The organism is Sphingopyxis sp. J-6, assembly GCF_046603995.1.
Taxonomy (GTDB): Bacteria; Pseudomonadota; Alphaproteobacteria; order Sphingomonadales; family Sphingomonadaceae; genus Sphingopyxis.
Genome location: NZ_CP145810.1, coordinates 155,696 through 172,821 on the forward strand (window position 1 = coordinate 155,696; position 17,126 = coordinate 172,821).

Sequence of the window (17,126 nt, forward strand, 5' to 3'; positions counted from 1 at the left end):
CCGCTCTTGTTGTGGGCGACCATCGCGACCTTTGGCTCACGGCTAAAGCGACAAGGGAAACAGTTTCGCGCTGCTCATGCGTATCCTTTGTCTCCTTAAAGCCGCAAAGGCCCCCGAATGCTCCCGTCGATGCGGGGTTTTTGTGGCTTTAAGAGCTTGCTGACAGCGCGGCTTTCCCCTGCTAACGCGCCGCGCATGACAACGCCCCTTTCGCATATCCGCAACTTCTCGATCATCGCGCACATCGACCATGGCAAGTCGACGCTCGCCGACCGGCTGATCCAGTTCACCGGCGGCCTCACGGCGCGCGAGATGTCGGCGCAAGTCCTCGACAATATGGATATCGAGAAGGAGCGCGGGATCACGATCAAGGCGCAGACGGTGCGCCTGAAGTACACCGCGAAGGACGGCGAAACCTACGAGCTCAACCTGATGGACACGCCGGGCCACGTCGACTTCGCCTATGAAGTGTCGCGGTCGCTCGCGGCGTGCGAGGGCGCCTTGCTCGTCGTCGATGCTGCGCAGGGGGTCGAGGCGCAGACGCTCGCCAACGTCTATCAGTCGATCGAGCATGACCATGAGATCGTGCCGGTGATCAACAAGATCGACCTGCCCGCCGCCGACGTCGACAAGGTGAAGGCCGAGATCGAGGACATCATTGGCCTGCCCGCCGACGACGCGGTGCTCGCTTCGGCCAAGTCGGGGATCGGCATCGAGGAATGCCTCGAGGCGATCGTCACCAAGATCCCGCCGCCGAAGGGCGACGCCGCGGCGCCGCTGCTCGCGATGCTCGTCGACAGCTGGTACGACCCGTACCTCGGCGTCGTCATTCTCGTCCGCGTCGTCGACGGGGTGCTGAAAAAAGGCCAGCAGATCAAGTTCATGCAGGCGGGAACGACCCACCTGATCGACCGCGTCGGCTGCTTCACGCCGAAGCGCGAGGAACTGACCGAGATCGGCGCGGGCGAGATCGGTTTCATCACCGCGCAGATCAAGGACGTCGCGCAGGCGCGCGTCGGCGACACGGTGACCGACGCCAAGAAACCCGCCGCGGCGCCGCTGCCGGGGTTCAAGGAAGTCCAGCCGGTCGTCTTCTGCGGCCTGTTCCCGACCGACGCGAATGATTTCGAGAAATTGCGCGAGAGCATCCAGAAGCTCCGCCTCAACGACGCGAGCTTCTCGTTCGAGATGGAAAGCTCGGCCGCGCTCGGCTTCGGCTTCCGCTGCGGCTTCCTCGGCCTCCTCCACCTCGAGATCATCCAGGAGCGGCTGACCCGCGAATATGACCTCGACCTCATCACCACCGCGCCGTCGGTGGTCTACAAGCTGAAGCTCGGCCACACGAAGAATGAGGCGGCGAAGGAGATCGAACTCCACAACCCCGCCGACATGCCCGACCCCAACCGCATCGACGAGATCGAGGAGCCGTGGATCGAGGCGGTGATCTATGTGCCCGACGACTATCTCGGCCCGATCCTGAAGCTGTGTCAGGACCGCCGCGGGGTGCAGAAGAACCTCACTTATGTGGGCGGCCGCGCGCAGATCACTTATGAACTGCCGCTCAACGAGGTGGTGTTCGACTTTTACGACCGGCTGAAGAGCATCAGCCGCGGTTACGCGTCGTTCGACTATCACCAGATCGGCCACCGCGCCGGCGATCTTGTCAAGATGAGCATCCTCGTCAACAACGAGCCGGTCGATGCGCTGAGCATGATCGTCCACCGCGGCTCGGCCGAAAGCCGTGGCCGCGGCATGTGCGAACGGCTGAAAGACCTGATCCCGCGCCATATGTTCAAGATCCCGATCCAGGCCGCGATCGGTGGCAAGGTGATCGCCCGCGAAACAATCGCCGCGCTGCGCAAGGACGTGACCGCCAAATGCTATGGCGGCGACGCGACCCGCAAGAAGAAGCTCCTCGAGAAGCAGAAAGAGGGCAAGAAGCGGATGCGCGAATATGGCAACGTCAACATTCCGCAGGAGGCGTTTATTGCCGCGCTGCGGATGGGGGATGACGCCTGATTCAGCCGTTACGGCGTAGCGCGCGCCGTTAGTCCCTCCCACCGCCATGCGGCGGCAGGAGGGTGATGGCGTGGACCCGGGCTGCAGAAGATCGCCCGGTTCCACCGAAGTCAGCATAAGATACGCGCTGCGCTGGCGCGGTGACCGCGGTCACAACACGACTGAAGGGTCTAACGTCACGAAAAAGGGCGCCGCGGACAAGCCGGCGGCGCCCCACTTCCTGCCCCTCGTGCGAGGGGTGGAAAGTTATTTCTTGGCTTCGGCCGGCGGGGTTGCGCCGACTTCGGACGGGGCGATCTCGCCATTGTCGTCCATCGCATTGGCCTTTTCTTCGCCTGCTGCTTCGACCGCGTCGGCCTTGGCTTCGGTGGCTTCCTTGGCCGGACCTTCGGGCATGGCGTCGGCCTGATCGTCGATGGCGTCGGCCTGTGCTTCGGCCTGATCCTCGACCTTGTCGGCGGCGGGGCTCTGACAAGCGCCGAGCGCAAGGGCCGACGTGGCGGCGAGAGCGATAACGAACTTACGCATATTGAGTGACTCCCAAAGTTGACTCTGGGGCTTAACGCGGGATGAACGTCAGGGTTGCGAAGTTTCTGTTGCCGACGATCAATTGGATTGATTTTGCTTGTAAAAATAGATTCTCCGCGAAGGCATTCTGCGCTTGTCGAACAAAAAAGAGGGCGCCGGAGCGCCCTCTTCTTTCGGGTTGCGCAGGCCTTGAGTCAGAAGCGCTGCTGGCGTTCGTACAGGTCGCGGTAATGCTGGATGCGCGTGACGCGCAGCCCGGGCATACCGCTGCGATCGATCGACCGCTGCCAGCTCGCAAACTCCTCAAGCGTCAGGCTGTAGCGTTCGCACGCTTCGTCGACGGTCAGCAGGCCGCCATTAACGGCCGCGACGACCTCCGCCTTGCGGCGCACGACCCAGCGCGTCGTGGTCGCGGGGGGCAGCGAGTCGAGCGTCAGCGGCTCCCCGAGGGGGCCGATGACCTGAGCGGGCCGGATTTTCTGGTTTTCAATCATGTTCATTCCATCGTTTCAACGTCGGGGGGATCGGGTTGACCGACGCCGACCGGTCTAATTCAGAGGGATTCAACATCGGCTGAAATCCTCTGGTAAACAGGCTGTTCATAGTTTCGGGCAGGGCGTTCACATCGCGGGACAGGTCGAAGAAACGGACCGGCCGCGCCGCGTTCCGTTGCCCGCCGGCGGTCGCGCCCCCGAGATAATGACGAAGCGCACCGACCCGTGCGGCGTGCGATTCGCGATTCGACCGCGTCTGCAGCAGCCGCACAGTCGGCAGCATCGCTTGGCGCGCGCTCGATACAGCCAGGATGATGTCGAAACCGGGGTTCGACAGGCTGGCCGCACCGGCGATGCGCGGAAGATCGGATGGGGCAAGGTTCATATCGACTCGTCTAGCGCAGACGGCCTAAGGTCCAGTAAATGCCCATTTCAGGCCTTGTTAGCGAAGCTTAACCCCCGTCAATATTTTGACGCGTGCGGCAGAAAAGCTGGTATTTTTGCGCGCCCATCCCTAGATGGCGCGCATCATGGCCACCGCAATTTCCCCCGCCGGGCTCGCCCGGGGCGATTTCCAGCTCGATGATCCGCTGAAGGACCGGCGGATCGTCGTCGCGATGTCGGGCGGGGTCGATTCGAGCGTGGTCGCGGCGCTTGCTGCGCGGTCGGGTGCCGAGGTGATCGGTGTGACGCTGCAGCTTTACGACCATGGCGCGAAGGCGAAGCGGGTCGGGGCGTGCTGCGCCGGGCAGGATATCCGCGATGCACGCGCGGTCGCCGACCGGTTGGGCTTTGCGCATCATGTCTATGATCATGAAAGCCGCTTTCGCGACACGGTGATCGACCAGTTCGCCGACGAATATCTGAGCGGCAGGACGCCGATCCCGTGCGTGCGGTGCAACATGGGGGTGAAGTTCACCGACCTGTTCCGGCTGGCGAAGGACCTTGGTGCCGACTGTCTGGCGACCGGCCATTATGTCCGGCGGATGACGGGACCCGGCGGCGCCGAACTGCACCGTGCCGTCGATCCGGCGCGCGATCAGAGCTATTTCCTGTTCGCGACCACGCAGGACCAGCTCGACTTTCTGCGCTTTCCGCTCGGCGGGCTCGAAAAGAGCGTCGTGCGCGAAATCGCCCGTGACCTCGGGCTCGGCGTCGCGGGCAAACCCGACAGTCAGGATATCTGCTTCGTCCCCGACGGCGATTATGCGACGCTGGTCAGGAAGCTGCGCCCCGAGGCGGACGACCAAGGCGATATCGTCCATGTCGACGGCACGGTGCTAGGCGCACACAAGGGGCTCATCCATTACACCGTCGGCCAGCGGCGCGGGATCGAGATCGGCGGGCAGGCCGAGCCGCTTTATGTCGTCCGCCTCGATGCCGAAGCGAAGCAGGTCGTCGTCGGGCCGCGCCGCGCGCTCGCGGTGTCAGGGGCCCGGCTGGGCGAAGCGAACTGGCTGGGCGATGTCGAAGGCCGTGAGGTGCTGGCGAAGGTCCGGAGCATGGCGCGGCCGGTCGCGGCGCGGGTAACCGGCGACCGGCTGATCTTCGCAGCGCCGGAATATGGCGTCGCCCCAGGGCAGGCGGCGGTGATCTATGACGCCGCCGACGAAAGCCGCGTGCTCGGCGGCGGCTGGATCGAAGCGACCTTTGCGCCGGAATAGATTGAACTTCTCCCCGCGATGCCGCAGCTTCGGCGGCAAGGGAGAAAAACCATGATCAACTGGGTTTTGCGCGGCGCGGTCCTGCTGTGGGCGGTCTTTTTCGTCATCGTCGGCATGCGGGGATTGTTCGATCCCCTAAGCTATACGGAAACCTTCGGCATCCTCGTCGAGGGTACGGCGACCAACACGATCCGTGCCGACCTGTCGGCCTTTTTCCTTGTCGCCGCGGGCGCCGCGGCGCTCGGCGCGCTGGTTCCGGGCTGGCTGCGGGCTTTGCTGGTCCCGGCTGCGCTCTACGGCACGGCGCTCGCGGGCCGTTTGTTCGGCGCTGCGAGCGGCGATCCGGTCAATTCGGGCATCATTCAGGCAATGATCATCGAGGCGCTGTCCGTGGCGCTGATGGTCGGGAGCTGGTGGGTGTTGTCGCGCCCCGCAATCGGCCGGAACACCGATAGGGCGAGCGACCCCGAAGGGACTTCGGTGCATTAGGGCGAATCGTCGATCCTGTCCTTTCCATCGCGACTGGGCTATCATCTCTGCGGGTCGCTCCGTGTTTCCAGTGATGGAAGGAGAAGCCATGATGTCTGATGACGACAAGCGAGGCGGTCCGGATCGACGATCGGACGAGCGCCGGATCGCCGACGATCCCGGTTACAAGGGCCCCGAACGTCGCAAGGGCGACCGGCGGTCGGGTAAGGATCGCCGTGCGCCCTGAAATCGGGCAGGCCGATCCTGCCGTTCGAGGAGGATTGCCATGACCGAACCGCGCGTGCCGCGCCTGACCGTCGATATCGTGTCGGACGTCATGTGCCCCTGGTGCATCATCGGCTGGCTGAAGTTCGAGCGGGTGATGGCGCATTTTGCGGGACGGCTGGACTTTCGCGTCCAGTGGCATCCGTTCGAACTCAACCCCGACATGCCGCCGGAGGGCGAGGACGCTGCTGCGCATGTCATGCGCAAATATGGCATCAGCGCCGACCAGAGTCGCGCGAACAGCGGGCGGATGGCGGGAGTCGTCGCCGAACTGGGCTTCAGCTTTAACCGCGGGCCCGATTTCCGGATGCGCAACAGTTTCGATGCGCACCGCCTGCTGACCTGGGCAGGGGCGCTCGAAGACCCCGAGCCGGAAGCGGCGACCGGCGTGCAAACGGCGCTGAAACTGGCGCTGTTCCGCGCCCATTTTACCGACAATCGCGATGTCAGCGACCCGGAGGTGCTGGCCGACGTCGCGGCCTCGGCCGGGCTCGACCGGACGCGGGCGGCGGCGATTCTCGCAAGCGGTGAATTCGGCGAGATGGTGCGCGCCGAGGAAGCCTATTGGGCCGACCAGAATATCACCGGCGTCCCTGCCTTCATCCTCGCCGGACGGATGCTGATCCCCGGCGCGCAGGACCCCGAAGCCTTTATTCGCGTTATCGAAAATAAGGTGCTGGCGAGCGCCGGCTGAGGAACTGCGGCGGGCGGATGGGCGTTTTCACGCCACCCCCTTGCCTGCGCGGGCTTTCCGGTCCGGCGGGCCCAGCTATGGAGCCGGTCATGGCCGATACCCCGCGCAAGCCCGAAGCGGACGCCCCCGAGGCGCTGAACCGCGAGCAGCAGGACGAAGAGGCGCAGGCACAAACCGTCGCCGAGGCCGCCCGGCGCGAACGCCGGCTGGAAGACAGCGACAAGGTCAAAAGCCGCGACGAGAGCGACGACGCGCAGGATCTGGTCGATCATATGCGCCAGATGGAGCGGTCGGGCCGGATCGACATGGATGCCTATCGCGGCGAGCGCAGCGACGACGATGAGGATGGCGAACTCGGCGAAGAGGGTATCGAGGACGACGGGCCGCGCGGCGCGCCCTGAACTCCACGAGGGAAATCCGGTCGGTCGACTACGGTGCCGCTCCGGATAGGATAGCGGCGATTGCACGCCATAGCGGTGGAGGCCGGTCAGGATTTCGCCGGGTGCTTTGTGGCAGGGCAGGCATATGGCTCGTTTCGTCGCCCGGCATCACCCTGGTTTGCGCCGTCGGCGTGTTTCGTCTCGCCGCCGTACCCAAACAGGCTTTGCCCTTTGGCTGTTGCTGGCGACGGCGGGCGTTGGCGGCGCACTCGGCATGCCGCCAGTTCTCGAACGTCCCGAGACGCGCGACACCGGTGCAGTGCTCGGGCAACCCGGCGCTCCCGCCGTAACACCAGACCGGCTGACGGCGCGCTTTGGCTTCTGTTACGGCGGCGGCGGCCGTAACTGCGTCGTCGATGGCGATACCTTCCGGTTCGAGGGTGAAAAATACCGGATCGCGGACATCGATACCCCGGAAACGCATCCGGCCCGCTGCGCGGAGGAAGCGGCGCTCGGCGAAGCGGCGACCCGACGCTTGCGCACATTGCTTAACGAGGGTGCATTCACCCTCGATGAAGCGGACCGCGATACCGACGTGCACGGCCGCAAGCTGCGGATCGTGACGCGCGGCGGGGCCAGCATCGGCGACCAGCTTATCGACGAGGGGCTGGCGCGGCGATGGGAAGGATATCGCCGCCCCTGGTGCTGAAGGGGCTTGGCGGGGAAGCTATTCCGTCTCGGGCGCGGTCTCGGCCGGCGCGTCGGGATCCACCCACGGCCCTTCGTCCCGCAGCGGTTTGTTCGGGCCAGCGAGCTGGCGAGCGACGTCGGCGGCGAGCAACTGCGCCACCGGATCGCCATCCTTGGCCGCCCATTCATCCCGGCGGGCCGCGAGCACCGCGGTGCGCTCGCTTTCAGGAAGCTCCGCGACATCGATGTAGAAGCGCACCGCCTGAAGCCAGGGCGCGTCGTCGGTCAGTACATCCTCGGCCCAGCGGCTGAACGGACCGCCCGCGGGTACCCATTGACCCTCGCGTCGGTCGAGAAAGAAGAGCAGGCGCGATCCTTTCGGCACCATATAGCGGATGCAGCCGCCGATCTCGGCAAGCGGGTGGGCATTCGCAAGATCATAGGGGTTGCTGGGAATCGCAAAGCGATCGGGCGCGATCGCGATCGGCAGCGTTGCGGGGGCGTTCGCGAGGTCGCCCTTGAGCGCTGCGATCGGTTTGATGTCGATGCGCATGGTATCGGGCCCGTCGACCGCATCGATCGGCGCGCCGCCCGTGACGGTCGCGAGCAGGATCATGTCGGCCCCGGCGACAAGTTCCATATTGGTCGGCACGGCATAGCTGGGGGCAGGCGAGCAGGCGAAGGCGGGAAGGGGCGCAGCGGCGAGCGCGAACACGGCGAACGGAAGGAGGAAACGCATCGCGCCAGGCTAGCGCGCCGGCGGACGCTTGAAAAGCGGCGCGGCTTTCGGGCGGCCTGCCGGATGACGGGAGCCAAGCGGGATTTCGCGCGTATGGTGCGTACGTCCGCAGGATTGCTGCGGAGCGCCGAGGAGAATGACCATGGCCGAACATGACCATAGCGCGATCAAGGAACATATGACCGTCGTTGGCGCCGATGGCGTCCATCTGGGCACCGTCGACCATCTCGACGGCGAGCGGATCAAGCTGACCAGGGCCGACAGCCCGCAGGCCGAGGACGGACAGGGCGGCAAGCACCATTATATTCCCGCCGGCCTCGTCGCATCGGTCGATGGCGATACGGTGCGCCTGTCGGCGACCGCCGCCAACGCGGCCGAATTGTTCGAGGAAGCCGAATAGCGGCGATAACCGATAACCAGAGGGCCGCGGGCGCAATCCGGCGCCGCGGCACTGAAACTGGCCCGCCCCGTCGCCCCGGGGCGGGCCATTTTCTTTTGCGGATCGCTACACCGGGGCCGCCAATCGACTATTGGTGATTTTTCAATGCTCTGCCGTTATGGAAGGGGCGATGGGAAGCGAGGGGGCAAATCGGGCGTCGTGGGCGCGCGTGGGGCGGATTGTCGCCGCGCTGCTGCTGTTCGCGGCCGGCTATGCCATCGCCAACCGTTATCCGCTGACGTACAATGTGCTTTATCGCCATGCGGCGGGCGACACCGAAAGCGCGGTGCGCGCGATGCTGTTCCTCGGCCTGCAGGGCGGCATATTGCTGGTCGCGCTGGCGTTGTTGCCGGGACGCTGGGCGGCGCTGCTGCTGACGCTCGCGGGGGCGTCGATCCTCGTCAACCATGGCTATAGCGGGATCGTCGGCGAGCCGGTCGATGGCGGCACGCTGGCCTGGATGATCGCCGAGACCGGACAGGCGGGCAATGCGGCGGGCGAGTTCACCGCGCCGCTGCTGATGGCCGGCGCACAGACGGCGGCGGCGCTGGCGCTGCTCGCGGCGGCGCGCTGGCTGCTGCGCGGCACGGTGACGCTGCCGTGGGGACCCGGGGTCGCGGCGGCGGTGATCGTGATGCTCGCCCTTCCTTCGGTGCTTTATCGTACGGCCGACCTGTGGCCCGAAGCGGCCGAGCGTAACATTCCGGGCCTCGGCTGGGACCTGCTGACCGCGCCCGCGCCGCCGCCACGCGCCGCGCCCGAACTCACGCCCGATCCGGCCATCCAGACGCCGCGCCATATCGTCTGGTTGATCGACGAAAGCGTTGCCGAGGCGCCCTTCGCACGGCTGATCGCGCCGAAGCTCGCCGCGGTGCCGCACGTCGATTTCGGAGTCGCGGCGGCGATGGGCAATTGCAGCGCTCCGGCGCAGGTCGCGCTGCGGTCGGGGGTCGATGTTCGCCGCGCCTCACCCGCGATCGACCTGCGGCGGACGCCGTCGATCTGGGCCTATGCGAAGCGCGCGGGCTATCGCACGATGCTGATCGACGGCCAGACGTCAGGCGCGCCGCAGAATCTGCTGCTGGCGCCCGAACGTGCGCTGATCGACGATTTCCGGCCGATGCCTGGCGGTATCGACACCGACTTGAAGATCGCCGATGCGCTCAATCGGCAGATGAGGGCGCCGGGGCGGAGCTTTACCCTTGCGGTGCTGCGCGGCGTCCATTTCCAGTATCGCGACCATTATCCGGCGGGGGCGATCCCTGCCGACAGCCCGGTCGCGCTGCAATATGACACGGCGCTGGCATGGTCGAAGGGGCGGTTCTTCGAGCGGTTGCTGGCGGGGGTCGATCGCGACGCAGTGGCGGTCGTCTACACCTCCGACCATGGCCAGAACCTGACCCCGGGGGCGCTGCCGCATTGCAGCCGCGAGGCGGTGCGCGACGAGTTCCGCATTCCGCTGCTCGCCTTCCTGCCCGATACGCTCGCGGCGCGCTATGCCGCCGCGCCGCGCGAAGGCCACTCGGCGAGCCAGATCTTTCCCGCGACGCTCGGCTGGATGGGCTACGATCCCGCCAAGGCCGCCGTGCTGTACGACAATGACCTTGACCGGTCGACTGCGCGCTATGTGTGGTTCGGGCGGACGGTGATCCCGATGGGCAACGATACGCAGGTGTCGCTGACCGCCGGGACCGCCTTTCCGGGCAACTAGCGCGTTTCGGCCGCGGCGCCAGCCTCGGCGCGCGCCTTGAGGTCGGCCTTGGGCAGCTTGGTCACCAGCCCGTGCGCGGCGCCTTCGGCGTGGCTGTAGAGCGACGACAGCGGCACATTATAGAGCTTGCCGCCGTCGACGACGATCGCCTGATCGCCGTCGATGCTCTGGACGGTGCCGACGCTGTTGCCGCTACTGTCGCTGACCTGCGCGCCGGCGCGGACATCCTCGCGCGCCGCGAGCTTGAGCTTGGTCGCATCGACCGCGTGGTTGACGCTGTCATCGACGCGATCGACGGTCTGGCCGACGCGGTCGGTCACCGTGGCGACGGTGCCGGCGGGATTGACGCCGACCTGCGCCCCGGCGTTGACATCGGCGACACCGCCGACTTGCGCGAAGGCTGGGGCAGCGATCAGGGCGGCGCCGGCGGCGAGCAGGCTGAGGGTCTTGCGCATGACTGATTTCCTTCATGTCCGTGGGGATATGAAGCGAAACCCGGCGGCTGCGGCCGGCGTTGCCCGCGGCGCGGCGGGACGGCGCGATGCTGCGACGAAGCGCCAGTCTGTGCGACTTGATCAGTGCGGTTTGATCAGTGCGGCTTGGGAGCGGAGCCGATCAGCTTGTTGAGCGTCGCGATGCGCTGGCGCGCCGCGGTCCAGTCGCGCTCGGGATGCGCCTGGATCTGATCGAGGAGGGTGCGAACCTCCTTGCGGCGGTCGCCTTCGGTTACGGCCTGCATGGGCTTTCTCCTTCCGGGCGGCACTATAGCATCGCGGTGCGGCCTGCGGCGACGGTTTGTCGCGCGGCGGGGGCGGCTCGACCCTCGCGGGCGTTATCCGCGCCGGGCAAAGGTCGCGAAGGTGACGCACAGCGCGCCCGGGGCGAAAGATCGCAAAGATTGGGCGCGGGTGTGACGTTCGGCGCGGCGGGGTTCGGCGCGGCGAGCGGGGGGCGGATTAACGGGTCAAAGAGCGAAGGGCGGCAGGCTGGCACGCGGCGGTGATGTAGGAAAGGCGCGCGCCGTCCTATTTCGCGCGGCCGGTTCCGCACGGCGACGCGGCGGGGGTGGCGCGGCGCGGTGCGAGTGCCTATCTGGGCCGCGATGACAGGCGGGGACCGGAATATGGTGGTGGTGGCGCGGCTGCGCGCGGCGCCGCTGGTGGCGTGGCAGTTCGGCTGCGCGCTGCTGCTCGGCGTGCTCGCGGCGCGGCTCGACTGGCACGGCGGCCTTGCCGAAATGCTGCGGACGATGGTGTTCGTGCAGCCGCTGGTCGGGCTGGGCATCGTCGCGGTGCTGACTTTATGGGCCTATTGGATCGGCGTGTGGCGGCGGCGCGGCGATTATCTGCGCCACGACGGCGTGACGCTCTATCGCGGCGGCAGCACCCGCTGGCCGCTGGCGCTGGTCCGCAATGTGGTGGTGACGCGCGGCGAGACGGGGCTGCATGCGCTGCGGCTGGTCGTCGACGACGACAGCGAGGTCACGCGCGAACTGGTGAAGCTCTATCTGCTCGAAGGCCCGCCCGAGGTGGTGCGCGACGGGGTGATGTTCGCGGTGGCGCGAGCGGGTGGCGGTTTGGGGGTGGTTACGGTGCATTGAGGGGGATTGTTGTGCCCTCTTCGTCATCCCGGACTTGATCCGGGGTCCATGCCCCGGCCGTAGAATGGATCCCGGATCAAGTCCGGGATGACGAAGAAAGGGAGGCGGCGTTACCCGGAAAGGGGCGGCAATCCCAATTCCTCCGCCAAATCCCGCCAATCCGGGTTCGCCGCCTCGATCAACTCGATCTTCCACTTGCGCTGCCAGTTCTTGATCCGCTTCTCACGCGCGATCGCGGCGTGCATCGTCGCGGCGAGTTCAAACCAGACGAGCGTCTTCACGCCATAGCGGTCGGTGAAGCCGCCGAAACTGCCGCCGCGGTGCTGGCAGATGCGCTGGATCAGGTGCGAGGTGACGCCGGTGTAGAGCGTGCCGTGCCGTGCCGCGCGCTCGCCATGATATAGGCGCAGGGCTGGAAGTCGGCGTGCATGAGTGGAGGCTAGGGCGGCGATGGACCCCGGATCAAGTCCGGGTGACGAGGATTGGACCGAACCGGACATTTCTCCTACCCCTGCTCCTCGTCATGCCGGACTTGATCCGGTATCCACGCGACGCTGGCGAGACGGGCCTACTGAAGGGTCATCGCGCCTATGACGGTAATGCCACCGCAATTTGGATTTATTGCAAGAGGCCGCGATAAATGAAGTATGTTATACGTTTTCAACGTGCTTGCCGTGAAGCGGGCACGCTCGCCGCTGACTTTGATTCGTGGACTATGACTGACGCGCGAAAACAGCTCCGTGATGCATATCGCCATTCGACGCGAAATTGCCGTTATTGGATTGATGCAGTTGGTGCGGATAATGAGCGCCTCAGTGTTTGAATATGTGCTCACGATGCCACGCTAGAAAGCTGGGATGGGGACGCAGTGCCGGATCGAGGGGTTCGATGGCTTTGCGGTCTGGACGAAGCAGCCGGTCAAGGCTTTCGACGTCGTTGACCTGGCGTGAGATCAGAACGGATAAGTCATCATCCAGCGAAATAAGCCCGCGATCGAACATCCAATGTGCCGTTCCAGAAAGGGCAAGGCCGTTGTTCACGCTGTCTGGTCCGTTCGTTGCGACAGGCCGTATATGCGCGGCCGCGACTTCGGCGCGACCACCACCGTTGATGAATTTGAGGCCAGTCATTGCGCAGCGTTCATCATAGGCCGCAAGTACGGCAGTACGAAACACTCGGTCGCGGACAATGCGCGACGTAAGTCTCTCCGCGCGGACCCGTTCCTGCTCAAAGCGAAAGGGTCGCTGAGTGTCATGGAGCGCGGGCACGAGCGGAGCAGGGAGATCGCCGACGCGCGGCAAAATACCTTCATCGTCACCGAGGCCGAGGTTTATGATGCGGACGAAATCCCTTTGACTCAATGGACGAACGGCAGCTTGCGCGTTGGCAAGATCGCTCTCGACGAGCCCTCCATCGATCATCCGCGGTACGCTGTGCGCGAAATCTAGATAGGTGTCGGGCTTGATGAGCGCGAGGTAATGGCCCTCGCGCGTTGGGTCGGCGACGATCTTCTCAAGCCATGCAACAGCGAAGAAGCCTCGCCCGCGCGGTTTCACCGGTTCGTAGTAAATGACCCAATCGCCCGCAAACTGTCTCGCACGAGACAGATAAGATTTGGGGAACTGATATTGCCGATATGGCTCGTCCGCATAGTGCGTGTCACGTCGATGGGCGAATACTCCCGGCATGGATTCTAGCTAGCGAAATTCGCCGGTGAACGCGATGGTCTATGCTTCAAACCGAAAACCCGCCCGCATTCCGCCGGTTCGATCCCGCCGCCAGCACCTTCTTGCCCGTCGGGGTTAGCGCCCACTTCGCGCCCTGCTGCACGACCAGTCCCAATTCGACGAGTTCGTCGCGGATCGGGTCGGTGGGGAGTTGCGGGCGGCGGTTCGAGAGGCCTTCGAGGGTCGCGCGCTGGGGCTGGCTGAGGACGAGGAGTTTGAGTTTTTTCTTGTCGGTCATTTTTGGCCTCTGACTCTGTTGTTCTTCGGTAGGGCGGTTGGCCCTTCACTGGGCCCCGGCTTTCGCCGGGGTTCTCTATGGTATCGCCCCTCCCGCAGGCGGGAGGGGTTTGGTGTGGCGCTTACTCGGCGGCGATGCCGGCTTTGGCGAACATATCTTCGCCGTCGTTTTCGGCGTCGCTCGCCGGGGTGTCGTCGCTGGTCTTCGCTTTCTTGCGATTGTCGAAGCTGGTCCACACGGTGTTCCAGTCGCCGCGCGTCGCGCCCTTCGAATATTCGGTGGCGCGCGTTTCGAAGAAGTTGGCGTGCTCGACACCGTTGAGCAGCGGGGCGAGCCAGGGGAGCGGATGCTCGTCGATCATGTAGATCGGCTGGAAGCCGAGCTGTCCCAAGCGCCAGTCGGCGATGTAGCGGATGTAGCGCTTGATCTCCTTCGGCGTCATGCCGGGGACGGGGCCCTGTTCGAAGGCGAGGTCGATGAACGCATCCTCGAGCCGCACCGTCTTCTGGCAGGTGTCGATGATGTCTTCCTTCACCGCCTTGGTCAGGCAGCCGCGTTCCTTGGTGAAGGTGTGGAACAGCTTGATGATGCCTTCGCAGTGGAGGCTTTCGTCGCGGATCGACCAGCTGACGATCTGGCCCATGCCCTTCATCTTGTTGAAGCGCGGGAAGTTCATCAGCATCGCGAAGCTGGCGAAAAGCTGGAGCCCTTCGGTAAAGCCGCCGAACATCGCGAGGGTGCGCGCGATATCTTCGTCATTTTCGACGCCGAACTGCTGCATATAGTCGTGCTTGGCGCGCATCTCGTCATATTCGAGGAACATGCCATATTCGCTCTCGGGCATGCCGATCGTGTCGAGCAGGTGGCTGTATGCGGCGATATGCACGGTTTCCATGTTGCTGAACGCGGTCAGCATCATCTTGATCTCGGTCGGCTTGAACACGCTGCCGTATTTTTCGTGGTAGCAATCCTGCACCTCGATATCGGCCTGGGTGAAGAAGCGGAAGATCTGGGTGAGCAAATTGCGCTCATGGTCGCTGATCTTCTGCGCCCAGTCGCGGCAATCCTCGCCCAGAGGCACTTCCTCGGGCACCCAGTGGATCTGCTGCTGGCGCTTCCAGAAATCGAACGCCCAGGGATATTCGAAGGGCTTGTAGGTCTTGCGGGCTTCTAGAAGGGGCATGGCGGCTATCCTCGGGTCTTGTCTCGGTTCGTGTGCCCCGGCGAAAGCCGGGGTCCAATCCTGTGTTGCGTTACTGCGCGCTGGGCCCCGGCTTTCGCCGGGGTTCACGCGGCGGGAGCGTTACTGGCAGGCCAGACACTCGTCATAATCGGTGCTTTCGGCGCTGAGTTCGAACTTCGCCGCTTCGGGCGTGTTGTCGGCCTCGACCCCGCCCGCGAAGCCGGCGCGCTGCACCGACTTGGACCGCAGGTAATAGAGCGATTTGATGCCGAGTTCCCACGCGCGATAGTGGAGCATGAGCAGGTCCCATTTCTCGACATCGGCGGGGATGAACAGGTTCAGCGATGCCGCCTGATCGATGTACGGGGTGCGGTCGGCGGCGAGTTCGAGCAGCCAGCGCTGGTCGATCTCGAAGCTGGTCTTGTAGCAGTCCTTCTCGTCCTGCGTCAGGAAGTCGAGGTGCTGGACGCTGCCGCCCTTTTCGAGGATCGAGTTCCACACATTGTCGCTGTTCTTCGCCTTGTCGACGAGGAGGGCTTCGAGGTGCGGGTTGCGGATCGAGAAGCTGCCCGAGAGCGTCTTGTGCGTGTAGATGTTCGCCGGGATCGGCTCGATGCACGCGCTGGTGCCGCCGCAGATGATGCTGATCGACGCGGTCGGCGCGATCGCCATCTTGCACGAAAAGCGCTCCATCACGCCCTGATCGGCCGCGTCGGGGCAGGGGCCGCGCTCATTGGCGAGCAGCATCGACGCCTGATCGACCTGCGCGCGGATATGCTTGAAGACGCGCAGGTTCGACGATTTCGCCATCGCGCCTTCGAACGGCAGGCCGCGCGCCTGCAGGAAGCTGTGGAAACCCATGACGCCGAGGCCGACCGAGCGTTCGCGGCTGGCGCTATATTTGGCGCGCGCCATTTCGGGCGGGGCGCGGTCGATATAGTCCTGGAGGACATTGTCGAGCATGCGCATGACGTCTTCGATGAAGCGCTTGTCGCCGTTCCATTCGTCCCAGGTTTCGAGGTTCAAGGACGAGAGGCAGCAGACCGCAGTGCGATCGTTGCCGAGATGGTCGCGGCCGGTCGGCAGGGTGATTTCCGAGCAGAGGTTCGAGGTGGTGACCTTGAGCCCGAGGTCGCGATGATGCTTCGGCATCATGCGGTTCACCTGATCGATGAAGATGATGTAGGGCTCGCCGGTCGCGAGGCGCGTTTCGACGAGCTTCTGGAACAGCCCGCGCGCGTCGACTGTGCCGCGGACGCTCTGGTCCTTCGGCGAGCGGAGGTTGAATTCGGCGCCGTCGCGGACGGCCTCCATGAACTCGTCGGTGATGAGGACGCCGTGGTGGAGGTTGAGCGCCTTGCGGTTGAAGTCGCCCGAGGGTTTGCGGACCTCGAGGAATTCCTCGATCTCGGGGTGCGAGATGTCGAGGTAGCAGGCGGCCGAGCCGCGGCGGAGGCTGCCCTGGCTGATCGCGAGGGTGAGGCTGTCCATCACGCGGACGAAGGGGATGATGCCGCTGGTCTTGCCGTTCAAACCGACGGGTTCGCCGATGCCGCGCACCGCGCCCCAATAGGTGCCGATGCCGCCGCCGCGGCTGGCGAGCCAGACATTCTCGTTCCACGTGCCGACGATGCCCTCGAGGCTGTCGTCGACCGAATTGAGATAGCAGCTGATCGGCAGGCCGCGGCCGGTGCCGCCGTTCGAGAGAACGGGGGTGGCGGGCATGAACCACAGCTTCGAGATATAATCATAGAGGCGCTGGGCGTGCTCCTGATCGTCGGCATAGGCCGACGCGACGCGCGCGAAGAGATCCTGGTATGATTCGCCGGGCAGGAGATAGCGGTCCTGCAGCGTTTCCTTGCCGAAATCGGTGAGCAGCGCGTCGCGGCTGCTGTCGGTGGTCACTTCGAACCGGCGCGCGTGGACCTTGGGCTCGCTGCTGTCGTTGAGCTTGGCGGCGGGAGGCGATTCGGGAGCCGATTCGCCCTTCGATTCGGGTGCCGCCGGAGCGTCATTCTTTGTCAGTTCCACCGTCGCCACGTCGCTCGTCTCCACCCGTTCGCTTTCCCGAAAATCCATCTGGTTCGCCCCCATTTTGACCAGCGCCGCGCGGCGCTTTGTTCCTGTCTTGTTCGACTCGGGACGAAGCCCCGACCGTAGCATCTAAACCGCCCCGCGGGGCACATATTTTTGGGCGCAAGAAGGGTTTTCCCGTGCCCATATGGGATGGGCGACGGAAATCCGCCACTTACAGCCTGATACAATTT

Annotated in this window: 21 protein-coding genes; 10 read left to right on the forward strand and 11 right to left on the reverse strand. The window is 64.9% G+C overall.

What is annotated here, in order from left to right; genetic code table 11:
- Positions 1–195 precede the first annotated feature (195 nt).
- Positions 196–2,019 (forward strand): translation elongation factor 4, encoded by a 1,824-nt coding sequence (gene lepA, locus V6U71_RS00810; RefSeq protein ID WP_411340546.1) that lies wholly within the window; start codon positions 196–198, stop codon positions 2,017–2,019.
- 246 nt (positions 2,020–2,265) lie between these two features.
- On the opposite strand, the gene V6U71_RS00815 is transcribed toward lepA, so the two are convergent.
- The 3 genes from V6U71_RS00815 to V6U71_RS00825 form a co-directional block, all read right to left on the reverse strand.
- Positions 2,266–2,547, reverse strand: coding sequence for a hypothetical protein (locus V6U71_RS00815; RefSeq protein WP_054724058.1), 282 nt, complete (start codon positions 2,545–2,547; stop codon positions 2,266–2,268).
- A 194-nt stretch (positions 2,548–2,741) separates the two neighbouring features.
- Positions 2,742–3,041 (reverse strand): DUF1153 domain-containing protein, encoded by a 300-nt coding sequence (locus V6U71_RS00820; RefSeq protein ID WP_054590010.1) that lies wholly within the window; start codon positions 3,039–3,041, stop codon positions 2,742–2,744.
- A complete protein-coding gene (locus V6U71_RS00825) occupies positions 3,034–3,426 on the reverse strand; it encodes a hypothetical protein (protein WP_411340547.1) in 393 nt (130 codons plus the stop codon). Before V6U71_RS00825 ends, V6U71_RS00820 begins: the two co-directional genes overlap by 8 nt.
- Positions 3,427–3,571: 145 nt before the next feature.
- Between V6U71_RS00825 and mnmA the strand changes: the two genes are divergently transcribed.
- From mnmA to V6U71_RS00855, 6 genes are all read left to right on the forward strand, one after another.
- Positions 3,572–4,705: a tRNA 2-thiouridine(34) synthase MnmA gene (gene mnmA, locus V6U71_RS00830; RefSeq protein ID WP_411340548.1), complete on the forward strand. Its 1,134-nt coding sequence runs from the start codon at positions 3,572–3,574 to the stop codon at positions 4,703–4,705.
- Between the two features lie 51 nt (positions 4,706–4,756).
- Complete coding sequence (locus tag V6U71_RS00835) at positions 4,757–5,194, forward strand: hypothetical protein (protein ID WP_411340549.1); 438 nt, start codon at positions 4,757–4,759, stop codon at positions 5,192–5,194.
- Between the two features lie 91 nt (positions 5,195–5,285).
- The gene (locus tag V6U71_RS00840) at positions 5,286–5,420 is read left to right on the forward strand and encodes a hypothetical protein (RefSeq protein ID WP_257719792.1); all 135 of its coding nucleotides are present in this window, start codon (positions 5,286–5,288) and stop codon (positions 5,418–5,420) included.
- A gap of 39 nt (positions 5,421–5,459) precedes the next feature.
- Positions 5,460–6,152 carry a DsbA family oxidoreductase gene (locus V6U71_RS00845; RefSeq protein WP_411340550.1) on the forward strand — a complete coding sequence of 231 codons (693 nt, stop codon included), beginning with the start codon at positions 5,460–5,462 and terminating at the stop codon, positions 6,150–6,152.
- An 89-nt stretch (positions 6,153–6,241) separates the two neighbouring features.
- Positions 6,242–6,553 (forward strand): hypothetical protein, encoded by a 312-nt coding sequence (locus tag V6U71_RS00850; protein ID WP_082396171.1) that lies wholly within the window; start codon positions 6,242–6,244, stop codon positions 6,551–6,553.
- A gap of 217 nt (positions 6,554–6,770) precedes the next feature.
- Positions 6,771–7,241: a thermonuclease family protein gene (locus V6U71_RS00855; protein ID WP_411340551.1), complete on the forward strand. Its 471-nt coding sequence runs from the start codon at positions 6,771–6,773 to the stop codon at positions 7,239–7,241.
- A gap of 18 nt (positions 7,242–7,259) precedes the next feature.
- Here V6U71_RS00855 and V6U71_RS00860 read toward each other — a convergent pair whose 3' ends face one another.
- Positions 7,260–7,961, reverse strand: a complete 702-nt coding sequence (locus V6U71_RS00860) for a hypothetical protein (protein ID WP_411340552.1) — start codon at positions 7,959–7,961, stop codon at positions 7,260–7,262.
- A 142-nt stretch (positions 7,962–8,103) separates the two neighbouring features.
- Between V6U71_RS00860 and V6U71_RS00865 the strand changes: the two genes are divergently transcribed.
- On the forward strand, positions 8,104–8,361 hold the full coding sequence (locus V6U71_RS00865) for a DUF2171 domain-containing protein (protein ID WP_411340553.1): 258 nt from the start codon (positions 8,104–8,106) through the stop codon (positions 8,359–8,361).
- A gap of 208 nt (positions 8,362–8,569) precedes the next feature.
- Positions 8,570–10,111, forward strand: a complete 1,542-nt coding sequence (locus V6U71_RS00870; protein ID WP_411340554.1) for a sulfatase-like hydrolase/transferase — start codon at positions 8,570–8,572, stop codon at positions 10,109–10,111.
- Here V6U71_RS00870 and V6U71_RS00875 read toward each other — a convergent pair.
- Entirely contained in the window at positions 10,108–10,566 is a 459-nt protein-coding gene (locus tag V6U71_RS00875; protein ID WP_411340555.1) for a hypothetical protein, read from the reverse strand. The two genes, V6U71_RS00870 and V6U71_RS00875, sit on opposite strands and share 4 nt — an antisense overlap.
- Before the next feature lie 134 nt (positions 10,567–10,700).
- Positions 10,701–10,850: a hypothetical protein gene (locus V6U71_RS00880; protein ID WP_411340556.1), complete on the reverse strand. Its 150-nt coding sequence runs from the start codon at positions 10,848–10,850 to the stop codon at positions 10,701–10,703.
- Between the two features lie 363 nt (positions 10,851–11,213).
- On the opposite strand from V6U71_RS00880, the gene V6U71_RS00885 reads away from it, so the two are divergent.
- Positions 11,214–11,711, forward strand: a complete 498-nt coding sequence (locus tag V6U71_RS00885) for a hypothetical protein (RefSeq protein WP_411340557.1) — start codon at positions 11,214–11,216, stop codon at positions 11,709–11,711.
- Positions 11,712–11,821: 110 nt separating this feature from the next.
- On the opposite strand, the gene V6U71_RS00890 is transcribed toward V6U71_RS00885, so the two are convergent.
- The 5 genes from V6U71_RS00890 to V6U71_RS00910 form a co-directional block, all read right to left on the reverse strand.
- Entirely contained in the window at positions 11,822–12,211 is a 390-nt protein-coding gene (locus V6U71_RS00890; protein WP_411340558.1) for a GIY-YIG nuclease family protein, read from the reverse strand.
- 312 nt (positions 12,212–12,523) lie between these two features.
- Entirely contained in the window at positions 12,524–13,399 is an 876-nt protein-coding gene (locus V6U71_RS00895; protein ID WP_411340559.1) for an HNH endonuclease, read from the reverse strand.
- Between the two features lie 46 nt (positions 13,400–13,445).
- Entirely contained in the window at positions 13,446–13,676 is a 231-nt protein-coding gene (locus V6U71_RS00900) for a hypothetical protein (protein ID WP_054586491.1), read from the reverse strand.
- Between the two features lie 121 nt (positions 13,677–13,797).
- Complete coding sequence (locus V6U71_RS00905) at positions 13,798–14,859, reverse strand: ribonucleotide-diphosphate reductase subunit beta (protein WP_411340560.1); 1,062 nt, start codon at positions 14,857–14,859, stop codon at positions 13,798–13,800.
- A gap of 120 nt (positions 14,860–14,979) precedes the next feature.
- Positions 14,980–16,938, reverse strand: coding sequence for a ribonucleoside-diphosphate reductase subunit alpha (locus tag V6U71_RS00910; RefSeq protein ID WP_411340561.1), 1,959 nt, complete (start codon positions 16,936–16,938; stop codon positions 14,980–14,982).
- Positions 16,939–17,126 lie beyond the last annotated feature (188 nt).